Consider the following 20,879-nt stretch of genomic DNA (forward strand, 5'->3'; position numbering starts at 1 on the left):
GCGAAATTACAGCTGTGTGGGATGCGAAATCCCGTACTTTTGCTGTGTGAAAAAAGATCATCAATGAAAGGTTAAGATATAAATGAAAAAAGCGATCATAGCAATGAGCGGCGGTGTGGACAGCTCCGTGGCAGCTCTTTTGACAAAGGAATCCGGTGACGAGTGCATCGGTGCAACCATGAAACTTTACAACAACGAGGATATCGGTGTCCACAGGGAAAAGACCTGCTGTTCCCTGGACGATGTGGAGGATGCCAGAAGCGTGGCTTATCAGATGGATATGCCTTACTACGTATTTAACTTTACCGCAGATTTCCATACAGAAGTTATGGATCGTTTTGTGGAGGCTTACGAAAACGGCTGCACACCCAATCCATGTATCGACTGCAATCGTTATCTGAAATTTGACAAAATGTTCCACCGTATGCAGGAGATCGGCTACGATTATATTGTAACCGGACATTACGCAAGAGTGGAGTACGATGAGAACAGAGGCCGCTATCTTCTGAAAAAAGCAGTGGACGACACCAAGGATCAGTCCTATGTGCTCTATATGCTGACCCAGGAACAGCTGGCACATGTAAAACTTCCTCTTGGAGGCCTTCGGAAAGATCAGGTCCGTGTCATTGCCGAAGAGCATGGCTTTATCAATGCCAGAAAACATGACAGCCAGGATATCTGCTTTGTGCCGGATGGCGATTATGCGAAATTTATCGAGAAATATACAGGCAAAAAAACACCGGAAGGTGATTTTGTAGATAAAGAAGGAAACTATATCGGACGCCATAAAGGAATCATCCATTATACCATCGGTCAGCGCCGTGGCCTTGGTATTCCGGCAGCCAGCCGTCTTTATGTCTGCGAGATCTCCCCGAAGACCAATACAGTTGTTCTCGGTGACAACGCAGATCTTTTCAGCAGTGAGCTTGAGGCAGATAGTGTAAACCTGATCTCCGTGGATAATTTAAGTGAGCCGAAGAGAGTGACTGCCAAGATCCGTTACCGTCATAAAGAGCAGCCAGCCACTGCATGGCAGACACCGGACGGCATCCTTCATGTGAAGTTTGATGAACCGCAGAGAGCGATCACAAAAGGCCAGGCTGTGGTAATGTATGACGGAGACGAAGTTGTAGGCGGTGGCGTTATAAATAAAATCTATAGCCAGTCATAAATAAAGGTGAGAACCTAAATAGATAAACCCCATTGACATACTAGGAAAAGGGTGATATGATTGCATCATCAAAAAACGGAGCACACAAAACAAGGTGAGCAACGTGATGATCAGGAGGAAATCATGAAGGTTTTACAGAAGTCAACAAGGGTGTTTATCGAAGAAAAGCGAATGTGTTGTTGTCGCTGATAAGCAGATGATCATAAGATAAGAAATTACTATTTTACCGAATATAAAAATAAAAGAAAAGAGGACAAACACATGAGCAAAATTACAAGAGATCAGAGAAAATTCAAATTTGAGACATTACAGCTTCACGTAGGACAGGAACAGCCGGATCCGGTTACAGATGCAAGAGCAGTACCAATCTACCAGACATCTTCCTATGTATTCCGCAACTGCGATCATGCAGCAGCACGTTTCGGACTTGCAGATGCCGGTAACATTTACGGACGTCTTACAAACCCGACAGAGGACGTATTCGAGAAGAGGATCGCAGCACTTGAGGGTGGTTCGGCAGCACTTGCAGTAGCATCCGGTGCAGCAGCTATCACATACACGATCGAGAACCTTGCACAGCAGGGAGATCACATTGTAGCAGCCAAAAATATTTACGGCGGTACAACAAACCTTCTGGAGCATACGCTTCCGGCATACGGAATCACAACAACATTTGTTGATGTATTTAATCTCGAGGAAGTGGAGAATGCGATCCAGGAGAACACAAAAGCTGTTTATATTGAGACTCTTGGAAACCCAAATTCTGATGTTGTAGATATTGAGGCTCTTGCAAAAATCGCTCACAAACATAAAATTCCGCTTGTTGTAGATAATACATTTGCAACACCATACCTCGTAAGACCGATTGAGTACGGCGCAGATATCGTTGTTCATTCTGCAACAAAATTCATCGGCGGTCATGGAACCACAATCGGTGGAGTGATCGTAGAGGGCGGTAAGTTTGACTGGGAGGCATCCGGTAAATTCGCATCCCTTACAGAGCCAAACCCAAGCTACCATGGTGTAAGCTTCACAAAAGCTTGCGGACCAGCAGCATTTGTCACAAAGATCCGTGCAATCCTTCTCCGTGACACAGGAGCAACCATTTCTCCAGTAAGCTCCTTCATCTTCCTTCAGGGACTTGAGACACTGTCTCTCCGTGTAGAGCGTCATGTTGAGAATGCACTGAAAGTTGTACAGTACCTGAACAACCATCCGCAGGTAGAGAAAGTTCATCATCCGTCTGTATCCACAGATCCAAGCCAGCAGGAACTTTACAAGAAATACTTCCCGAACGGCGGTGGTTCCATCTTTACATTCGAGATCAAGGGAGACGCACAGAAGGCAAAAGATTTCATCGACAACCTTGAGCTGTTCTCACTTCTTGCAAACGTTGCAGATGTAAAATCTCTGGTTATCCATCCGGCTACTACAACACACAGCCAGTGCACAGAGGAAGAGCTTCTTGATCAGGGAATCAAACCAAACACAATCCGTCTTTCTATCGGAACTGAGAATATCGATGATATTATCCAGGATCTTGATGAGGCATTCAAAGCAGTTCAGTAAATAAGACAATTAAATAAGAAGAACACCTTCTAAATCAATAGCACAGAAAAATCTGCTCCGGGACGTATGAGAATATAGTTCCGGGGCAGATTTTTTATACGTTTATCTGGAAGATCCAGAAGCTGGAAGATCAGTGCTTGTGGTACTGAGGATGCACAGGGTATGTGCGATTTTTTTCAGGCGGCTTCTACAAGTTCTTCCAACGTTCCGAAAGTGTATCCCATCTCTTCCCATTTCGTCAGCAGTTCATCCAGGATGGAAGCGTTTGTAGAGGAAGTGCTGTGCAGCAGTACAATAGCGCCCGGATGGATCCGCCCCAGAAGTTTTTCAAAGGCTTCTTCTTTTGAGGGCTGTTTATCCTGATACCAGTCCACATAAGCCAGGCTCCAGAAAAACGTGTGATATCCCAGATCTTTTGCCATCTGGAGGTTTTCTGTACTGTAGATCCCCTGTGGCGGACGGTAAAATTTTGTCATTTCTTTTCCAGTTGCTTCTTTATAAAGAGCTTCCACATCTTCCAGCTGTTTCTGAAAAGCCTCTTTTGTGGAGATGCCGGACATATCCGGGTGGGTCATGGTGTGATTGCCAACGGTATGGCCTGCATCCACAATTTCCCGGATCAGTTCCGGTTTTTCCCGGATCAGAGTTCCCACAACAAAAAATGTGGCATGTACGTGATGTTTATGTAAGGCATCCAGAATGGCAGGTGTGTTTCCATTATCATAGCCTGCGTCGAAAGTGAGATATATTTTTTTCTCATCAGTATCATCTGCGTACCAGGCATTGTATTTTTTCAGTTCCTCTATGGAAGCATTTCCTGTAGGCCGTGTGCCCTTCTCCTGAAAACCAAGCCCCCAGTTTTCGCTCTGAGAGGACAAAGAGGCAGAAGAGGGCTGGCTTTTTTTCATAAAATTCTGGTCGGATCGTGATCCGGAAGAAAAATGGGAAGAGATCTTTCCCACAAGACTGCCAAAAGCAAAAGCCATGACAAAGCAAAAGATAAGACGGTAGATATGTTTTCGTTTCATGGTAACCTCGGAGAAAATGGAGTTATTAATATGCTTATGAACGTACAGAGGAAGATATGAATATAGATGATAATGAGACTATGTTCAGCAAAATATGATGGATGAGAACATAAATGTACATTTAGCGGAAAAGTTTTGTGATGGAATGATCTTTATAAAAATGGGATGGTCAACCAGAGAAAAATATGTAGTCATGCAGACTGTAAAAAAGTAGGATATTCAGGAGAGACAGGACAAAAATAGGCAAAAAATAAGAGTCATCAGCGATTCATTTCTTCTGCCGATGACTCTTTCAATTTTCATTATCCAATGGAATATACCTCTCATTTCTTAGATTTAAAACTTATACGGAATTAAAATTTACGTTCTCGGTGGTCCGTACCTCCTTGTTTTAATTATGATGGGAAATCTTTAAATCTTCTGGTGGACTGTACCTCTCTTTCTTAGATTATGGGAAGTAAGTTATGTTTTCGGTGGGTTCACGCTCCTTTTTGATTTGTTTTTTTGTTTTCCGTTTGTTTTATTTGATGGTTATACTATAACAGATAAAAACGATATTGTCAACACTAAATTTGAAAAATAATAAAAATAAATTAAAAGAGAAGAATAACTAAAATAAAATATCTGAAATATTCAGATAATATTGACGCCGGAGAATACGTATAGACCAAAACCTTTTCGGACAAGCTACCCTTATGAACATAAGAAGAGAACAAAAAAGCGCAGGAGATCATAAACAGTATTATTATTTTCAAGGAGGGAAAACTTATGCTACGTTATCTGCCTGTTCGAAAAGTTCACGCTAGACAGGTCCTGGATTCCAGGGGGAATCCTACGGTGGAAGCGGAAGTAACAGTAGGAGAAGGAATCATAGGGATCAACGGATTTACGGGAAGAGCCATGGTGCCGTCCGGAGCATCCACGGGGAAATTTGAGGCTGTGGAGCTGCGGGACGGAAACCGTGAGGAATATCTGGGCCAGAGTGTGAAAAAAGCGGTGGAGAACATCAATACCCGTCTGGCGGATGCCATCATCGGAGAAAATGCCCTGAACCAGGCATGGATCGATCATCTTCTGATCGAAACGGACGGAACGGAAAACAAAAGCAGTGCAGGAGCCAATGCCACACTGGCAGTATCTCTGGCAACGGCCCGTGCTGCAGCCGGTGCACTCCGGCTTCCTCTTTATCAGTACCTTGGAGGTTGTCATACCATGCAGCTTCCGGTGCCGATGATGAATATTTTAAATGGGGGAAAGCATGCGGACAACACCGTAGATCTTCAGGAATTTATGATCATGCCAACCGGGGCAGGGTGTCTGGAAAAAGGTATCCGTATGTGTGCGGAAGTTTACCAGCACTTAAAGCTCCTTCTCCGGGAAAAAGGACTTTCCACAGCAGTTGGTGATGAAGGAGGCTTTGCCCCGGATCTTCCGGATTCAGAGGAAGTGCTGACCCTGATCGTCCATGCAGTGGAAAAAGCAGGATACAAACCTGGTGAAGAGATCACCATTGCCATCGATGCAGCCTCCAGTGAACTTTATGATGAGGAAAAAGGCGTGTACTTTTTCCCGGGGGAGAGCCGCATGAAAGGGGAAAAGATCTACCGGGATGCCAGGGAGATGACAGAGTACTACGAGAAACTGGTGGGAAAATTTCCCATTGTTTCCATTGAGGATGGGCTCTGGGAGGATGACTGGGAAGGCTGGAAATACCTGACGGAACATCTGGGAAAAAAGGTCCAGCTTGTGGGAGATGATCTATTTGTCACCAATATCAAACGTCTGCGCTGCGGTATTCAGTTTGAAGTCGCCAATGCCATCCTCATCAAGGTAAATCAGATCGGAACCCTCACGGAAACCCTGGATGCAGTGGAGATGGCCCAGCATGCGGGATATCGCGCGGTGATCTCTCACAGATCCGGCGAGACCGAGGATTCCTTTATCGCAGATCTGGCGGTAGCTTGCGGAGCCGGACAGATCAAAACAGGTGCGCCCTGCCGTTCGGACCGGAATGCCAAGTATAATCAGCTTCTGCGGATCCATGAACAGCTTGGGACCCTTGGAAGATATGCCGATCCTTTTGCAAAAAGATCTCAGAAAAAGCCCTGCATAAAATAAACGGAAAATGGTTGAAATCCCGGTTTAGCTATGGTAAAATAACCTCTAGTTGATTAGGAGGTGTAACCGCGTGAACATTTTGAAGATTATTCTGACTGTAATTTATGCAATAGATTGTATCGCTCTGACTGTTGTCGTACTGATGCAGGAGGGCAAGCAGCAGGGTCTTGGCTCTATCGCCGGAGTAGCTGATACTTACTGGGGTAAGAATAAGGGCCGTTCCATGGAAGGTGGTCTCGTAAGAGGTACCATTATCATGGGAGTTATTTTCTTTGTACTGTCAATCGTACTGAACATTATCTGATCTGCCAGGAGCAGAACAGAAGTTGGGAACACTCTTGCTGCGTTAGCATGCAGAAGAACCTCGGATGGAGACTTCTTTTGTTAATCAGCAGGAGTGTTTTTGCGTTGATACAGGGTCACGGGTGAGACTTCCTCTGGAATGATAACAGGGTAAAAATGAAATAGAAACAGGAGAAAATGTGAAAAGATCGAAAAATTTTGAAAAAAGAAAAAAGTTTATAATGGAGCTTCTGGGAGATCCGCTGTATAAACCTATGCGGCTGCGAGAGATAGCATCTCTCCTCCAGCTGGATAAGAGTGAGAAAAAAGAGCTTTTTGATGTGCTGGACGAGCTTTGTGCCCAGGGAAAGGCGGAAGTGGATAATAAAGGAAGATACAGCAAGGTTTCCGGCAAGCGCCGAGACAGACGGAAGAAAAAAGATGCTCTGAAGGCAGAGAAGCAGGAGCGTGGCCGTAAGGGAAGAGAACGTAAGGAACATGAGAATGAGGAACGTCATTTTTCCGAGAAGGACGGAACTATCATGGAAGGAACGTTCATCGGCCATTACAAGGGTTTTGGATTCGTGGAAGTGGAAGACCAGGAACAGGATATTTTTATTCCGGAAAATGACACGGGAAGTGCCATGCATCAGGATAAGGTACAGATCCTTGTACGGAATGGCCATAAAGAGGGCAAGCGTCCGGAAGGCGTTGTTCTGAAGGTTCTGGAGAGGGGAATGCCTTCGATTGTTGGAACATACCAGAGCAGCCGTGATTACGGCTTTGTGATCAGTGATAACCCCAAATTTTCCAAAGATATCTTTATTACCAGGAAAAATTCCATGGGGGCAAAAGATGGCGATAAGGTAGTTGCGGAAATCGTGGACTATGGTTCCAGAAACCGGAAGCCGGAAGGAAAGATCACAGAAGTGCTGGGAAATTTACGTTCACCGGGAACAGATATCCTTGCTATTGTGAAGAGTTTTAACATTCCAAGTGTATTTCCGGATAAGGTACTCCGTCAGGCAGACCGTGTGCCGGATCATGTGCAGGAAGCAGATATGGACGGAAGACTGGATCTTCGGGATCTTGTCACAGTTACCATTGACGGCGAGGATGCAAAGGATCTGGATGATGCCATTTCCCTTACAAAAGAAGACGGGATCTATCATCTGGGGGTACACATTGCAGACGTCAGCAATTATGTCCAGGGTGGCAGTGCCCTTGATCGGGAAGCACTGAAGAGAGGAACTTCGGTTTATCTTGCGGATCGTGTGATTCCTATGCTTCCGGAACGGCTTTCCAATGGAATCTGTTCTCTGAACCAGGGACAGGATCGTCTTACTTTAAGCTGTCTGATGGATGTCAATGAAAAAGGTAAGGTAATTTCCCATAAGATCGCGGAAACAGTGATCCGCGTAGATCAGCGTATGTGCTACACCGATGTAAAAAATATTCTGGAAGATACTGACGATGTGGCGAAGAAACGTTATGAATCCCTGATTCCCATGTTCTTTCTGATGAAGGAACTTTCCGGGATCTTACGCAGCCGCCGTCATACAAGAGGTTCCATTGATTTTGACTTTCCGGAAAGCAAGATCATTCTCAATGCTGCAGGGAAAGCTATTGACGTACAGCCATATGAAGCCAATGTGGCAACCAGGATCATTGAGGATTTTATGCTTCTTGCCAATGAAACCGTGGCGCAGGAATACTGTACCGGAGATTATCCGTTTGTATACAGAACTCATGAGAACCCGGATCCGGAAAAGATCGAAAGTCTTCTGATGCTTCTTCATAATGAAGGTGTTAATATACAGAAATCCGGGCAGGAGATCACACCAGGTGAGATCCAGGAGATCCTGGAAAGCATCGAGGGAATGCCAAATGAGGCACAGATCAGCCGTCTGACACTGCGTACCATGAAACAGGCGAAATATACCACCGAATGCAGCGGACATTTTGGCCTTGCGGCAAAATATTACTGCCATTTTACTTCTCCGATCCGAAGATATCCGGATCTTCAGATCCACAGGATCATTCATGACCGCCTGAGAGGCAGACTGGTAAGAGAAGGACGTACCGAGCATTACAAGGAGATCCTGGATGAAGTGGCACGCCAGTCCAGTGTGTGTGAACGGCGTGCAGATGAGGCGGAAAGAGAATCTGACAAGCTGAAGAAAGCAGAGTATATGTCCTATCATCTGGGCGAGGAGTATGAGGGAATTATCTCCGGTGTTACAGGATGGGGCCTTTATGTGGAACTTCCAAATACTGTGGAAGGACTGATCCATATCAACACATTACGGGATGATTATTATGTATTTGACCAGGATGCATATGAACTGCGGGGAGACATGACAGGAAAGATTTTCCGCCTTGGGCAGAAAGTCCGTGTCCGCGTGGCAGATGCGGATAAAATGCTGAAAACCGTGGATTTTGTTCTGGCCGAAGAAGACTGAAGGAGCGCGAAATGGCAAAAAAAACAGGAATGAAACTGATCGCAAATAATAAAAAGGCTTTTCATGACTATTTTATCGAGGACACCTATGAGGCCGGGATCGCACTGGCGGGAACCGAGGTAAAATCTTTACGTTCCGGCAAATGCAGCATCAAGGAGGCTTTTGTCCGGGTGGAAAACGGGGAGGTTTATGTATATGGAATGCATATCACTCCTTATGAAAAAGGAAATATTTTTAACAAAGATCCCCTTCGTGTGCGGAAACTGCTTCTGCACCGTTACGAGATCAATAAGATCGAAGCCAAATTAAAGGAAAAAGGACTGACCCTGGTACCTCTGAAGGTTTATTTCAAGGACAGTCTGGTAAAAATAGAGATCGGCATGGCACGTGGTAAAAAGCTTTATGATAAGCGCCAGGATATTGCCAAGAAAGATCAGAGAAGAGAAGCAGAGAGAGACTTTAAAGTGAAAAATCTTTATTAACCGACCGGTTTCTGCTGGAAAAAAGTATGATAAAAAGTGGGGAATGAAAAATGGCAGAGGTACAGGAAAGACGTAAAAAAACGGTGGAAGCGTCCATGACAGAACAGGTTCATCTGATCATGCAGCAGCATCTGAACGGAGGCGGAAGGCTTTTTGGCGGAGCGCTGATGCAGTGGCTGGATGAGGTTGCCGGTGTGGTGGCCATGCGGCATGCGGAAACCTATCGTGTGGTAACTGCCGCGGTGGACAATCTTCAGTTCAAGCATGCGATCTATGAGGGTGAGATCGTAGTACTTAAGGGATATGTGACGGATGTTGGAAGAACCTCCATGGAAGTCGAGATCGATACGTATGTGGAGCAGCCGGATGGTATGCGCCGTACTGTAAACCGGGCATTCTTTGTAATGGTAGCTGTAGATGAAAATCAGAAGCCGATCCAGGTACCTGAACTGATCATTACCACAGAAGCAGAAAAAGCCCGGAATGAAGCTGCAAAAATGCGCCGCGACATGCGGAAAAAAAGAAGAGAAAACGGCTTCTGACCGCAGATGTTTTAATTTTTGACATAGTCTGAAAAATCTAAAGATTCTGTGAAATTCAAACCGGTCAGGTTGACAAGAAAGTGATACTCTGTAATAATAGAAAGAGGTAAGCTGACAGCAAATAGAACCATTTTATATGGAGGAGATATAATGAAAAAACGTTATTTGATTCTTGCAGGAATTCTTGCGGCAAGTATGCTTGCGGCCGGATGCGGTAAGAAGAGTTCTGTGGCACCTGAGCAGAAAGTGGAAGCAACGGTGACACCGACTGTGACAGAAGCAGCGAAGTCTGATGTGGTAGAAATGCAGACATCTACAGACGATACAGCAAATATCAAGAATGTGATGGGAACCAAGAGCGAGACAACCACAAGTATTGTGTTCACAAATAAAATAGATTCTACAATCTCTGCGATTTATGTCCGCCCTACGAGAGATGACGGAGATGACAGTGATGAGACATGGGGCAGTGATCTTGTAAATGGTAAGTTTACACTGGCTTCCAATGACAAGGCTGTTTATTATATGGAAAAGAGCCAGAAAGATGACGATGGTAATGCAGTTACAAGCTTTGATGTGCGTGTGACATTTTCGGACGAAGATCAGAATGATTGCTTTTTCCGTCAGCTGCCGCTTCTGACAATTTCACAGCTGAATCTGTGCATGGATGGTGAAGGCGAAGATGGAATCCCATATGCTACATATCTGACAAGTGGAAGCACCAAGGAGGTTTCTACGTTGAAAGATGTAAAGGCAAGACTTGGTATTGAAGATGACAGTGAAGAGAGCGATTCCAGCGACAGCACGGATTCTACAGACAGTACAGACAGCACGGATAGTACAGATTCCAGCAGTACAGATTCCACATCTTCTTCTACGGATAACAGTGGAGATAATTCAGACAGCAGTGATTCCGGTAACGGCAGTGATTCTTCATCTTCATCGGATTCAGGATCGGATTCATCTTCAGATACTCCGAATCCAACAGAAACTCCATCCAGTGATGATGATCCGGCTTCGGTAGCTGCTGGCTATATCGGTCGGTCCATGTCTGAACTTGAGAATGCATGCGGCAGCCCAAATGGCAGTGATTATGAGGACGAGCCGGAGTCCGGTAAGACAGGTTATTATTATTATGATACGTTTACGGTATCCACAACTTTTGATGATAATGGCAATGAAGTTGTATCCGGCGTATGGTAAAGGAGAATAAACATATGAAAAGAGTGTTACTGAAATTAAGCGGAGAAGCTCTTGCAGGAGAGCAGAAGAGAGGCTTTGATGAGGCAACCGTTACAGAAGTTGCCAAACAGATCAAGACTATCGTGGATGAGGGACTTCAGGTTGGTATCGTGATCGGAGGAGGAAACTTCTGGAGAGGACGTACCAGTGGGGCCATGGACAGAAGTAAGGCTGACCAGATAGGTATGCTTGCTACGATCATGAACTGTATCTATGTATCGGACATCTGCAGATATGTGGGACTTAAGACAGATGTGTTTACCCCGTTTGTATGTGGTGCATTTACCACTCTTTATTCCAAAGATGCTGTAGAAGAAAGCTTCGCAGAAGGGAAAGTTGTATTCTTTGCAGGTGGTACCGGTCATCCGTATTTTTCTACAGATACAGCTACAGTACTTCGTGCCGTTGAGATCGGTGCAGATGCCATTCTTCTTGCAAAGGCTGTTGATGGAATTTATGACAGCGATCCGAAGGTAAATCCGGATGCCAAGAAGTATGATGAGATTTCTATTGATGAAGTGGTTGCCAAGAAACTGGCAGCTATGGATCTTACCGCTTCCATCATGTGCATGGAGCAGAAGATGCCGATGCTGGTATTCGGTCTTGATGAAAAAGACAGCATCGTCAACACCGTACACGGTAAGTTCTCCGGAACAAAGGTAACTGTGTAATCGGAAGGGAATAATAAAAAATAACCATACAGGGAGATATGTGAAATGGATGAGAGAATTCAGGTATATGAAACAAAAATGGGAAAAACACTGAATGCTTTGGAGAGTGAGCTGACAACGATCAGAGCCGGTCGTGCAAACCCGCATATTCTTGACAAACTTACCGTAGATTATTATGGAGCACCGACTCCGATCCAGCAGGTTGCAAACATTTCTGTGCCGGAGGCACGTATGATCCAGATCCAGCCATGGGAATCCAGCATGATCAAAGCTATCGAGAAAGCAATTCTCTGCTCTGATCTGGGATTAAATCCGAACAACGATGGAAAAATGATCCGTCTTGTTTTCCCGGAGCTTACCGAGGAGCGTCGTAAAGAGCTGGTAAAAGACGTTAAGAAAAAAGGCGAAGGTGCCAAGGTTGCGGTAAGAAATATCCGTCGTGATGCCAACGATGCATTTAAAAAACTTGCAAAACAGGATGTTTCTGAGGACGAGATCAAAGAGCTTGAGGATCAGATCCAGAAACTTACAGATAAGTACATCAAGGAAGTTGACAAGGCGATTGAGAACAAGTCTAAAGAGATTCTGACTGTATAATTGTAAGAGATACGAGGATAAAGAGGGCTTCTTTGAAGAAGCTCTCTTTCTGTATGGAGGAGATTTATGAACGTACCAAATCATATTGCGATCATTCTGGATGGAAACGGACGGTGGGCAAAAGAACGTGGAATGCCCAGAACTTATGGACATGTAAAGGGATGTGCCAATCTTGAAAATATCTGTTACGATATTAAAGACCTGGGAGTGAAATACCTTACCGTTTACGCTTTTTCCACAGAAAACTGGAAACGTTCCAGGGAGGAAGTGGAGGCACTGATGAAACTGTTCCGCAGTTACCTTAAGAAATGTATCAAGATTTCCAAGAAAAATAATATGCGGATGAAAGTTATCGGAGATATTACTGCTTTTGCACCGGATATCCAGCAGAGTGTCCGGGAACTTGAGGAATATTCCAAAGATTTTGACGGAATTTATTTTCAGCTGGCATTAAATTACGGAAGCCGGGATGAGATCCGTCGTGGTATGCAGAAGATGGCACAGGATGTAAAAGACGGAAAAGTCGAGCCGGACAGCATTACAGAAGAGACTATTGAGAGCTATCTGGACACTGCCGGTGTACCGGATCCGGATCTGATGATCCGTACGAGCGGAGAGCAGCGCCTTTCCAATTTCCTGCTCTGGCAGCTGGCTTATTCGGAGTTTTATTTTACACCGGTTGCATGGCCGGATTTTAATAAAAAAGAGCTGATCAAGGCCATCGAGAAATATAATCAGAGGGACAGACGCTACGGCGGTGTCAAGGAGGAGTAGATCATGTTTAAGACAAGACTGATAAGCGGTATCATCCTTGTCATCATTGCCCTGGCAACTATTATTTCCGGCAGCTGGATCCTGTTTTTTACACTTCTGGCTGTTTCACTGATCGGAATGAGAGAGCTTTACAAGGTAATGAAGGTAAGTGATGAGCACGTTACCGTGTTGGAACTTGTGGGATATCTTGGAGCAGTGCTTTATTATATTGCCATGAGATTTGATTTTGGAAGTTATGGAACAATGGCGATCATCATCAGTATGATCCTGATCCTGTTTGTTTATGTATTCGGTTATCCGAAATACCGTGCGGAACAGGTGATGGCAGCATTTTTCGGAATGGTGTATGTTGCGGTGATGCTTTCCTTTATCTATCTTACCAGAAACCTTCCGGATGGAAAATTCCTGGTATGGCTGATATTTTTATGCTCCTGGGGTTGTGATACCTGTGCCTACTGTGTGGGAATGCTCATTGGCAAACATAAGATGGCTCCGGTTTTAAGCCCTAAGAAATCTATCGAGGGAGCAGTAGGCGGTGTTGTGGGAGCGGCGCTTCTTGGAGTGATCTATGCAGCGGCCACACAGGGAAAAATGGCAGAGTATGCCCTGATCTGTGCAGTTGGAGCGCTGATCTCCATGGTAGGTGATCTGGCAGCATCTGCCATCAAGAGAAATCAGAACATCAAGGACTATGGTAAGCTGATCCCGGGCCATGGAGGAATCCTGGACCGTTTTGACAGCGTGATCATCACAGCTCCTGTTATTTACTATCTTGCAAAAACCATTCTTGGAATTTAGGAGATATTGAAATGAAAAATATTGCAATCTTAGGTTCTACCGGCTCCATCGGAACCCAGACACTGGATGTGGCAAGAAAAAACGAAGACCTTCGTGTTGTTGCAGTCAGTGCGGGAAAAAGTGTGGAGAAACTGGAAGAGCAGATCCGGGAATTTCACCCGATTTTGGCAGCGGTCTGGGATGAAAAGGCAGCCCGGGACCTGAAAACACGTATTGCGGATACTGACACAAAGGTAGTCAGCGGAATGGAAGGGCTTCTGGAACTTGCGTCCATGCCGGAATCCGATATCCTGGTCACTGCGATCGTGGGAATGATCGGGATCCGTCCTACCATGGAGGGAATCCGTGCCGGAAAGGATATTGCCCTGGCCAATAAAGAGACTCTTGTCACGGCAGGTCATCTGATCATGCCAATGGCAAGAGAATATGGTGTATCCATCCTTCCGGTAGATAGTGAACACAGCGCCATTTTCCAGGCTATCCACGGAGAAGAAAACAAAGAGATCCATAAACTTCTGATCACGGCATCCGGCGGCCCGTTCCGCGGACGTACTACAGAAGAGCTTCGAAATGTCACGGTTGCAGATACTCTGAAACATCCAAACTGGGTAATGGGACGGAAGATCACCGTAGATTCCGCGACCCTGGTAAACAAGGGCCTGGAAGTTATGGAAGCCAGATGGCTGTTTGATATGGATCTGGATCATATCCAGGTGGTGGTGCAGCCGCAGAGTATCATTCATTCCATGGTGGAATTTAAAGACGGCGCGATCATGGCACAGCTTGGAACTCCGGATATGAGACTCCCGATCCAGTACGCTCTGTACTATCCACACAGACGTTATCTGGATGGAGACCGTCTTGATTTCACGAAACTCCGTGAGATCACATTTGAGGTTCCGGATATGGACACATTCCGCGGACTTCCTATGGCAATCCAGGCATCCCGGGAAGGGGGAAGTATGCCGACTGTCTTTAATGCGGCCAATGAGCTTGCAGTAAAGAAATTCCTGGAAGAAAAGATTGGCTTTCTGGATATTTATGAGATTATTGCACAGTCTATGGAAAGACATAAAAAAATCGCGCATCCGGATCTGGATGAGATCCTTTCTGTAGAGCAGGATACTTACCAGTGGATCGAAAGCAGGTGGTAAATTGAGATTTGTGATTGCTGTAATTATTTTCAGCGTTGTGATACTGATTCATGAACTGGGACATTTTCTCCTGGCAAAAAAGAACCACATTGAGGTGGTGGAATTTTCTCTTGGCATGGGTCCGAGGATCATAAGTACGGTAAAAGGTGGCACCCGCTATTCTGTGAAACTGCTTCCTCTTGGCGGTTCCTGTGCCATGGCAGGAGAAGATGCGGAAGATGACAGTCCGGGAACCTTTAATTCTGCTCCTGTGTGGGGCAGGATTGCGGTGGTTGCCGCTGGTCCGGTATTTAATTTTCTGCTGGCCTTTGTCCTGTCTGTGATCATTGTGGGCTGTATTGGCTATGATCCTGCAACTGTATTGCAGGTAACAGAAGGTTCCGCAGCAGAAAAGGCAGGCCTGAAAGAAGGCGATGTGATCACAGAGTACCAGGGATATCACATTGACTTGGGAAAAGATCTCTATGTGTATTCGTATCTCAATGAACTGAAAGAGGGAGAGACCATCCATCTGAAGGTAAAACGTGATGGAAAAGAACAGGAGATCTCTTATAAGCCGGATGTGAATGTACGGTATCTCCTTGGTTTCAACCGTTCTGATGTAAATTCCATGACAGTGGAATCTCTGATCAAGGGAATGCCACTGGAAGAAGCAGGTCTGGAAGCGGGCGATGTGATCACGAAGATCAACGGTGTGGAAGTCCCGGATGGAAATGCATATGAAAAATATATCGAGGAGCATCCACTGTCTGATGAACCTGTGACGATCACTTATGAACGAAATGGGCTGGAATATGAGGCGGAGATTACACCAAGAGAATACAGGACACCGGTTTCCGGTTTCGGATATAACACATACAGCGAAAAGACTTCCGGTTTCAATGTTCTGAAATACGGTGCGGTGGAAGTAAAATACATGATCCGCACTACGATCTTAAGTCTGAAAGAGCTTGTGACCGGTCATCTTGGAATGAAAGACTTAAGCGGCCCGGTTGGTGTTGTGGATGCCATCGGTGATACTTACGAACAGTCCAAGAGCGAAGGAACACTGATGATCTGGATGAACATGCTGAATATGGCAGTTCTACTTTCGGCCAACCTGGGAGTGATGAACCTGCTTCCTCTTCCGGCACTGGATGGGGGAAGGCTGGTATTTCTGGTGGTAGAAGCAGTTCGGAGAAAACCGGTAAATCGCCAGGTAGAAGGCATGATCCATTTTGCGGGACTGATGCTTCTGATGGCGTTGATGGTTGTGGTTATGTATAATGATATTTTGAAGATTTTCTGATATCTGACAAAATAAGGCAAATATTTAGTGCTGTATGATCTATGAGAAGATGATACAGCACTTTTTCTGTGCAGATATTTATTATATAATGAAGATATCAGAGCAAAAGAGAAGGAGATATGGGAATTTGAAAAAGAATATTTTAATACTGGCGGCTTTGATAGCAGTTGTTCTGGCGGTACCTTTTCTGATCATAAAAGCGGATGAGGCAATCCAGATAAAAAATGCAGAATTTAAGGAAAAACAGAATAATGTATGTTATGAAAAAGCGGGAGAATGCATGGATGCAGGTGAATATGATGAAGCGATAGAATTACTTGAAAAACTTCCGGGAAATTATGAGGATGCAGAATATATTATCCGGTATGCAAAGTTTTGCAAAGCTGTTCAGAACGAAGAAGGAATTGAGGAGCTGCATAAACTCATATGGAATTTTCCGAAAGAGGATAAGTACAGTGGTAAATATGCAGAAGAAATGAAAAGGGTTAAAGAAGATACAGAAGTACAGTATGAAAAATATATGGCACAGAAAGAAAAAGAAGAAGAGGAAAAAATGAGGAAGAAAGATGAGACATATAAAGGAATGAAAGAAAAATATATAAATATTACGCTTCTGGGAAGGGCGAAAGAGAAAAGAACAGAACATTACTGGCGGGATACACCGGGAAAAAGGACACAGGATATTCAGTACAGATATATGTGGTATAACAGCAACGGAACAAAAAAATTCATGGCAGTCTGCAGAAACGGACGGGTCAGCAGTGTAGTTGAGTTTGTTCCGTCCACAGCATCCAGAAAAAATAGTTACAGTGGAAATACCAGCAGGAATAATACCAGAAAAGATATGTATGATGTGCAGGACTACGATGATCCGGAAGATTTTTACTATGATCATGCAGATGAATTTGATGATATTCAGGATGCGGAAGATTACTGGGAGGAAGCACAGTAAGATATATGGCATTTTTTCGATTTTGTGCATATACTGGCAGAGAGTCAGTGTGTTTTCAGGCACAAAAAGGAGTCTCTGTTTATGAAAAATCATTCTTATCTTTCCATGCAGCAGGATACCCCGGATCAGGGACGGCTGCAGGTGACGGTGCAGGACGGAGCTAATAACCGCCCTGTGGAAAATGCCAGAGTGCGGATTTCTTATACGGGAGTACCGGATAATGTGATCGAGGAAGTCCGCACCGATTCTTCCGGAAAAACACCGATGCTGGATCTGGCAGCTCCTCCTCTGGAATACAGCATGAAGCCGGTGGAAGAGCAGCCTTATGCGGAATATACCGTTCAGATCAGTGCAGATGGTTTTGAACCAAAAGAAGTGGCAGGAACGGAAGTTCTTCCCCAGGTGATCGCACAGCAGCCGGCATCTCTTATGAGACAGAGAGGCGCAGGAGAGGATTATCAACGCATTGTGATCGGCCCTCACACCTTGTTTGGTGAGTATCCGCCCAAAAATCCTGAGGCTGAGATCAAGCCGGTAAATGAATCCGGAGAGATTGTTTTAAGCCGGGTGGTGATCCCGGAGTATATCGTAGTCCATGATGGACCAGTAGGAGATACTAATGCGCAGAACTATTATGTACGTTACAAAGATTATATCAAAAATGTGGCCAGCAGCGAGATCTACGCTACCTGGCCGGATGATACAATACGCGCAAATGTCCTGGCGATCATGTCGTTTACATTAAACCGGGTGTATACGGAATGGTACCGGAACAAAGGCTATGATTATACCATCACATCCTCTACCGCATACGACCACAAATGGATCAATGGCCGGAATATTTTTGAGAGTATTGACCGGATCGTAGACGAACTTTTTGAAAATTATCTTTCAAGGCCGGATGTGCGTCAGCCAATCCTGACCCAGTACTGTGACGGGCGTCAGGTGCAGTGCAGGGATAGGGGATGGATGACTCAGTGGGGAAGCAAGGCGCTGGGAGACCAGGGATATTCTGCGATTGAGATCCTGCGGAGTTTCTATGGAAACGATATGTATATCAATGTGGCGGAAGCAGTTTCCGGGATTCCCGCATCCTGGCCTGGATATGACCTGACTATTGGAGTCACCGGAGAAAAAGTACAGCAGATCCAGGAACAGCTCAATGCCATAGCAAAGGCCTATCCAGCCATTCCGACAGTAACTGTGGACGGTATTTATGGCCCGGCTACTGCGGCATCTGTGAAAAAATTTCAGAATGTATTTGGACTTCCCACGTCCGGAGTGGTGGATTATCCAACCTGGTATAAGATTCAGGAAATTTATGTGGCAGTGACCAGGATCGCGGAACTGCGTTAATTTGAAAAAAGTGTTTGACGTTTCTGAATAAACCAAGTATAATGGCTGTTTGTATCTTTAAATGCGTTGTAAAACAATTGCGTTTATGAACATATGATAAAGCGGAATGAGAATGTCCGTTTTACAAAAGGAGCGATGAGAATGACATTTTATCAGGAACTACAGTTAAGCTCAACCGGATCAAAACAGCTGATTCGAAATACCACAGACAAAAAAGAAAAACGAAGGCACATTCTGATCTATAATTTTAAAGTATATCTTGTCATGGCATTTTGTGTGGCGGTTGTGACATTGTACAGTAAGATAACCGGCAATGATAACAGTGTTGTAGGAGTAACCGTACTTCTGGCAGTGCTGGTTTTGAGACAGGCGGATTTCGGGATCCGGACCACACATGGCTTGCTGTCCATTGCCGGAATCTTTGGTATTTTGATCATAGGACCGCGACTGTCCAATATGGTTTCACCGGTGCCGGCATTTTTTGTAAACGCTGTAAGTATCCTTTTGCTGATGATCCTGGGATGCCACAATGTAATTATGTATAATCATTCCACATTTGTCCTCGGTTATCTGCTTCTGATGGGATATGACGTAACCGGAAAAGCGTATCTGCTTCGCGTGGAGGGCCTTCTTGTGGGAATGTTCCTTTGCATGGTGATCTTTTATAAGAATCAGAAAAATCGTCCGTATCGCAGAACATTTCTGGATCTGTTCCGGGAATTTGACCTGCATTCCGCAAGAGGCAGATGGTACCTGCGGCTGACACTGATCGTTTCCAGCGCCATGCTGATCATGTCACTTCTTGGACTTCCAAGAGCAATGTGGGCCGGAATTGCCTGCATGTCGGTGTGCCTGCCATTCACTGAGGACTGTAAAGTCAGAGCCGGAAAAAGAGGCATGTTCAACATTGTGGGATGCCTGCTGTTTGTGGTGCTTTATCTGGTGCTTCCAAAGTCCATGTACCCTTACATCGGAATGATCGGAGGAATCGGTGTGGGATATTCCGCAGGCTATGCGTGGCAGACGGCATTTAATACATTTGGAGCGCTGTCCATCGCATCAGGACTGTTTGGAATGCCGGCAGCTGTGCTGTTGCGTATCGGGGCCAATGTGTTCGGGGCAGCTTATACCATGATCCTGAATAAGCTTGGAGATAAATTCGCGCAGTATATGTGGGTACGGAAAAAAGCGGAAATCTGATGGCAGATCAGGAGAAACCGCATTGTAAATATATGCCAGATATGATAATATGAAGGAAATAGTCGCAGGGTGTTTTTGAAAACATCTTACAGGAAATAATGCATCGCAGGGTTATGATAACCGGGTGCATTATTTTTTTGAATGTAAATTGCAAAAATGAATGTGAATGTCTGCTTTAACAGGGATTACACTACATATTTTTAAGAGAGGGGTTCTAAAAAAATGAACACATTAACAGTTTTACTGCAACAGATCGGAATGTTCGTGATCTACATTATCACAGGCGTGATCCTGATCCGCACAAAAGTACTGACACGGGAAAATCTGGAGATCATTTCAAAAGTTGTGATCAAACTGTCACTGCCGGTGATGATCTTTATCAATACGGTAAACGGGGTGGATCGGCAGTCATTTTTTTCCTCATTGTCCATCCTCGGAATTGCGGCAGTGATGTATGTGTGTCTGCTGATCCTGGGCACCTTATCCGGAAAAGTATTTCATCTTCATGGAGAACATCTGCAATTATATCGTGCAATGACTGTATTCGGAAACGTGGGATTTATGGGAATTCCTATTGTTGTCAGCATATATCCGGAAAAAGGAATGCTGTATATGGCTGTTTTTACGATTATTGATCAGCTGATGTTGTGGACTCTGGGGGTAAAACTGACTTCCTCAGAAAAAGAAAGCGGAACTTTTAATCCGAAAAAACTGATCAATCCTGTAACGGTGGCCATTATTCTGGCAATGATCTGTGTACTGACAGGAATCAGGATCCCACTGGTTTTAAATACGGCACTTCAGAAGATGGGAGCGACAGCAACACCACTGGCAATGATCTATCTGGGAGGTGTTTTTGCCTGCATTGATGTGTTAAGCTTTGTTAAGAAGCCGGATTATTATGGGATCACATTGATAAAAATGATTGGATTTCCAGTGCTTTTTTATATCCTGCTGAGGCTTGTCCCTATTCCGGCAGATATCCGGATGACTATGGCGCTGACTTCTGCCATGCCTGTGATGTCGTCGGTGGTAATGATGGCAAATGCCTCCGGATCAGATGGAGATTATGCAATGGGAGGAATTGTGGTTACTACGTTATGTTCAGTCCTGACACTTCCTGTGGTATCCTGGATCTTTCAGGCGCTTGGGTAAAAGTATTGCTCTGAAAAAAAATTTGCCGTATAATGGGC

At 44.8% G+C, this 20,879-nt stretch carries 19 protein-coding genes; 18 read left to right on the top strand and 1 reads right to left on the bottom strand.

Going from position 1 to position 20,879, the window contains the following annotated elements:
• Positions 1 to 82: 82 nt before the first annotated feature.
• Both mnmA and GPK81_RS17565 read left to right on the top strand, forming a co-directional pair.
• Positions 83 to 1,171, top strand: coding sequence for a tRNA 2-thiouridine(34) synthase MnmA (mnmA, locus tag GPK81_RS17560; RefSeq protein WP_118170462.1), 1,089 nt, complete (start codon positions 83 to 85; stop codon positions 1,169 to 1,171).
• A 261-nt stretch (positions 1,172 to 1,432) separates the two neighbouring features.
• Positions 1,433 to 2,740: an O-acetylhomoserine aminocarboxypropyltransferase/cysteine synthase family protein gene (locus tag GPK81_RS17565; RefSeq protein ID WP_118064221.1), complete on the top strand. Its 1,308-nt coding sequence runs from the start codon at positions 1,433 to 1,435 to the stop codon at positions 2,738 to 2,740.
• A gap of 176 nt (positions 2,741 to 2,916) precedes the next feature.
• Here the strand turns inward: GPK81_RS17565 and GPK81_RS17570 are convergent, their stop codons facing one another.
• Positions 2,917 to 3,768: a polysaccharide deacetylase family protein gene (locus GPK81_RS17570; RefSeq protein WP_021976277.1), complete on the bottom strand. Its 852-nt coding sequence runs from the start codon at positions 3,766 to 3,768 to the stop codon at positions 2,917 to 2,919.
• 768 nt (positions 3,769 to 4,536) lie between these two features.
• Here GPK81_RS17570 and eno point away from each other — a divergent pair.
• The 16 genes from eno (at position 4,537) to GPK81_RS17650 (ending at position 20,841) form a co-directional block, all read left to right on the top strand.
• Positions 4,537 to 5,886 (top strand): phosphopyruvate hydratase, encoded by a 1,350-nt coding sequence (eno, locus tag GPK81_RS17575; protein WP_215707422.1) that lies wholly within the window; start codon positions 4,537 to 4,539, stop codon positions 5,884 to 5,886.
• 70 nt (positions 5,887 to 5,956) lie between these two features.
• Entirely contained in the window at positions 5,957 to 6,190 is a 234-nt protein-coding gene (secG, locus tag GPK81_RS17580) for a preprotein translocase subunit SecG (RefSeq protein ID WP_021652956.1), read from the top strand.
• A gap of 178 nt (positions 6,191 to 6,368) precedes the next feature.
• Positions 6,369 to 8,630: a ribonuclease R gene (gene rnr / locus GPK81_RS17585; protein ID WP_118064219.1), complete on the top strand. Its 2,262-nt coding sequence runs from the start codon at positions 6,369 to 6,371 to the stop codon at positions 8,628 to 8,630.
• Positions 8,631 to 8,641: 11 nt separating this feature from the next.
• Entirely contained in the window at positions 8,642 to 9,112 is a 471-nt protein-coding gene (gene smpB / locus GPK81_RS17590) for an SsrA-binding protein SmpB (protein ID WP_021652954.1), read from the top strand.
• A 50-nt stretch (positions 9,113 to 9,162) separates the two neighbouring features.
• Positions 9,163 to 9,654 carry an acyl-CoA thioesterase gene (locus GPK81_RS17595; protein ID WP_021976281.1) on the top strand — a complete coding sequence of 164 codons (492 nt, stop codon included), beginning with the start codon at positions 9,163 to 9,165 and terminating at the stop codon, positions 9,652 to 9,654.
• Positions 9,655 to 9,804: 150 nt separating this feature from the next.
• Positions 9,805 to 10,857 carry a hypothetical protein gene (locus GPK81_RS17600; protein WP_215707423.1) on the top strand — a complete coding sequence of 351 codons (1,053 nt, stop codon included), beginning with the start codon at positions 9,805 to 9,807 and terminating at the stop codon, positions 10,855 to 10,857.
• Between the two features lie 14 nt (positions 10,858 to 10,871).
• Positions 10,872 to 11,567: a UMP kinase gene (gene pyrH, locus GPK81_RS17605; RefSeq protein ID WP_215707424.1), complete on the top strand. Its 696-nt coding sequence runs from the start codon at positions 10,872 to 10,874 to the stop codon at positions 11,565 to 11,567.
• A 45-nt stretch (positions 11,568 to 11,612) separates the two neighbouring features.
• Positions 11,613 to 12,164 (top strand): ribosome recycling factor, encoded by a 552-nt coding sequence (gene frr, locus GPK81_RS17610; RefSeq protein ID WP_021976284.1) that lies wholly within the window; start codon positions 11,613 to 11,615, stop codon positions 12,162 to 12,164.
• A 66-nt stretch (positions 12,165 to 12,230) separates the two neighbouring features.
• Positions 12,231 to 12,938 (top strand): isoprenyl transferase, encoded by a 708-nt coding sequence (locus GPK81_RS17615; RefSeq protein WP_021976285.1) that lies wholly within the window; start codon positions 12,231 to 12,233, stop codon positions 12,936 to 12,938.
• A gap of 3 nt (positions 12,939 to 12,941) precedes the next feature.
• Entirely contained in the window at positions 12,942 to 13,736 is a 795-nt protein-coding gene (locus GPK81_RS17620) for a phosphatidate cytidylyltransferase (RefSeq protein ID WP_118064215.1), read from the top strand.
• A gap of 11 nt (positions 13,737 to 13,747) precedes the next feature.
• Positions 13,748 to 14,890, top strand: coding sequence for a 1-deoxy-D-xylulose-5-phosphate reductoisomerase (dxr, locus tag GPK81_RS17625; RefSeq protein WP_021976287.1), 1,143 nt, complete (start codon positions 13,748 to 13,750; stop codon positions 14,888 to 14,890).
• 10 nt (positions 14,891 to 14,900) lie between these two features.
• Positions 14,901 to 16,178: an RIP metalloprotease RseP gene (gene rseP / locus GPK81_RS17630; RefSeq protein WP_330384698.1), complete on the top strand. Its 1,278-nt coding sequence runs from the start codon at positions 14,901 to 14,903 to the stop codon at positions 16,176 to 16,178.
• Positions 16,179 to 16,305: 127 nt separating this feature from the next.
• A complete protein-coding gene (locus GPK81_RS17635; protein ID WP_215707425.1) occupies positions 16,306 to 17,130 on the top strand; it encodes a hypothetical protein in 825 nt (274 codons plus the stop codon).
• 81 nt (positions 17,131 to 17,211) lie between these two features.
• Positions 17,212 to 18,486 (top strand): peptidoglycan-binding protein, encoded by a 1,275-nt coding sequence (locus tag GPK81_RS17640; protein WP_021976290.1) that lies wholly within the window; start codon positions 17,212 to 17,214, stop codon positions 18,484 to 18,486.
• A gap of 141 nt (positions 18,487 to 18,627) precedes the next feature.
• Positions 18,628 to 19,686 (top strand): FUSC family protein, encoded by a 1,059-nt coding sequence (locus GPK81_RS17645; protein WP_021976291.1) that lies wholly within the window; start codon positions 18,628 to 18,630, stop codon positions 19,684 to 19,686.
• A 222-nt stretch (positions 19,687 to 19,908) separates the two neighbouring features.
• Positions 19,909 to 20,841 (top strand): AEC family transporter, encoded by a 933-nt coding sequence (locus GPK81_RS17650; protein ID WP_118064202.1) that lies wholly within the window; start codon positions 19,909 to 19,911, stop codon positions 20,839 to 20,841.
• Positions 20,842 to 20,879: the final 38 nt, after the last annotated feature.

The sequence above is a fragment of the Blautia sp. MCC283 genome (genome assembly GCF_018785565.1).
GTDB lineage: Bacteria > Bacillota > Clostridia > Lachnospirales > Lachnospiraceae > Blautia_A.

Excerpts from the sequence above, each read along its gene's own strand:
- mnmA (WP_118170462.1), top strand. The coding sequence starts at position 83 with ATGAAAAAAGCGATCATAGCAATGAGCGGCGGTGTGGACAGCTCCGTG.
- GPK81_RS17565 (WP_118064221.1), top strand. The coding sequence starts at position 1,433 with ATGAGCAAAATTACAAGAGATCAGAGAAAATTCAAATTTGAGACATTA.
- GPK81_RS17570 (WP_021976277.1), bottom strand. The coding sequence starts at position 3,768 with ATGAAACGAAAACATATCTACCGTCTTATCTTTTGCTTTGTCATGGCT.
- eno (WP_215707422.1), top strand. The coding sequence starts at position 4,537 with ATGCTACGTTATCTGCCTGTTCGAAAAGTTCACGCTAGACAGGTCCTG.
- smpB (WP_021652954.1), top strand. The coding sequence starts at position 8,642 with ATGGCAAAAAAAACAGGAATGAAACTGATCGCAAATAATAAAAAGGCT.
- GPK81_RS17595 (WP_021976281.1), top strand. The coding sequence starts at position 9,163 with ATGGCAGAGGTACAGGAAAGACGTAAAAAAACGGTGGAAGCGTCCATG.
- GPK81_RS17600 (WP_215707423.1), top strand. The coding sequence starts at position 9,805 with ATGAAAAAACGTTATTTGATTCTTGCAGGAATTCTTGCGGCAAGTATG.
- pyrH (WP_215707424.1), top strand. The coding sequence starts at position 10,872 with ATGAAAAGAGTGTTACTGAAATTAAGCGGAGAAGCTCTTGCAGGAGAG.
- frr (WP_021976284.1), top strand. The coding sequence starts at position 11,613 with ATGGATGAGAGAATTCAGGTATATGAAACAAAAATGGGAAAAACACTG.
- GPK81_RS17615 (WP_021976285.1), top strand. The coding sequence starts at position 12,231 with ATGAACGTACCAAATCATATTGCGATCATTCTGGATGGAAACGGACGG.
- GPK81_RS17620 (WP_118064215.1), top strand. The coding sequence starts at position 12,942 with ATGTTTAAGACAAGACTGATAAGCGGTATCATCCTTGTCATCATTGCC.
- dxr (WP_021976287.1), top strand. The coding sequence starts at position 13,748 with ATGAAAAATATTGCAATCTTAGGTTCTACCGGCTCCATCGGAACCCAG.
- GPK81_RS17640 (WP_021976290.1), top strand. The coding sequence starts at position 17,212 with ATGAAAAATCATTCTTATCTTTCCATGCAGCAGGATACCCCGGATCAG.
- GPK81_RS17645 (WP_021976291.1), top strand. The coding sequence starts at position 18,628 with ATGACATTTTATCAGGAACTACAGTTAAGCTCAACCGGATCAAAACAG.
- GPK81_RS17650 (WP_118064202.1), top strand. The coding sequence starts at position 19,909 with ATGAACACATTAACAGTTTTACTGCAACAGATCGGAATGTTCGTGATC.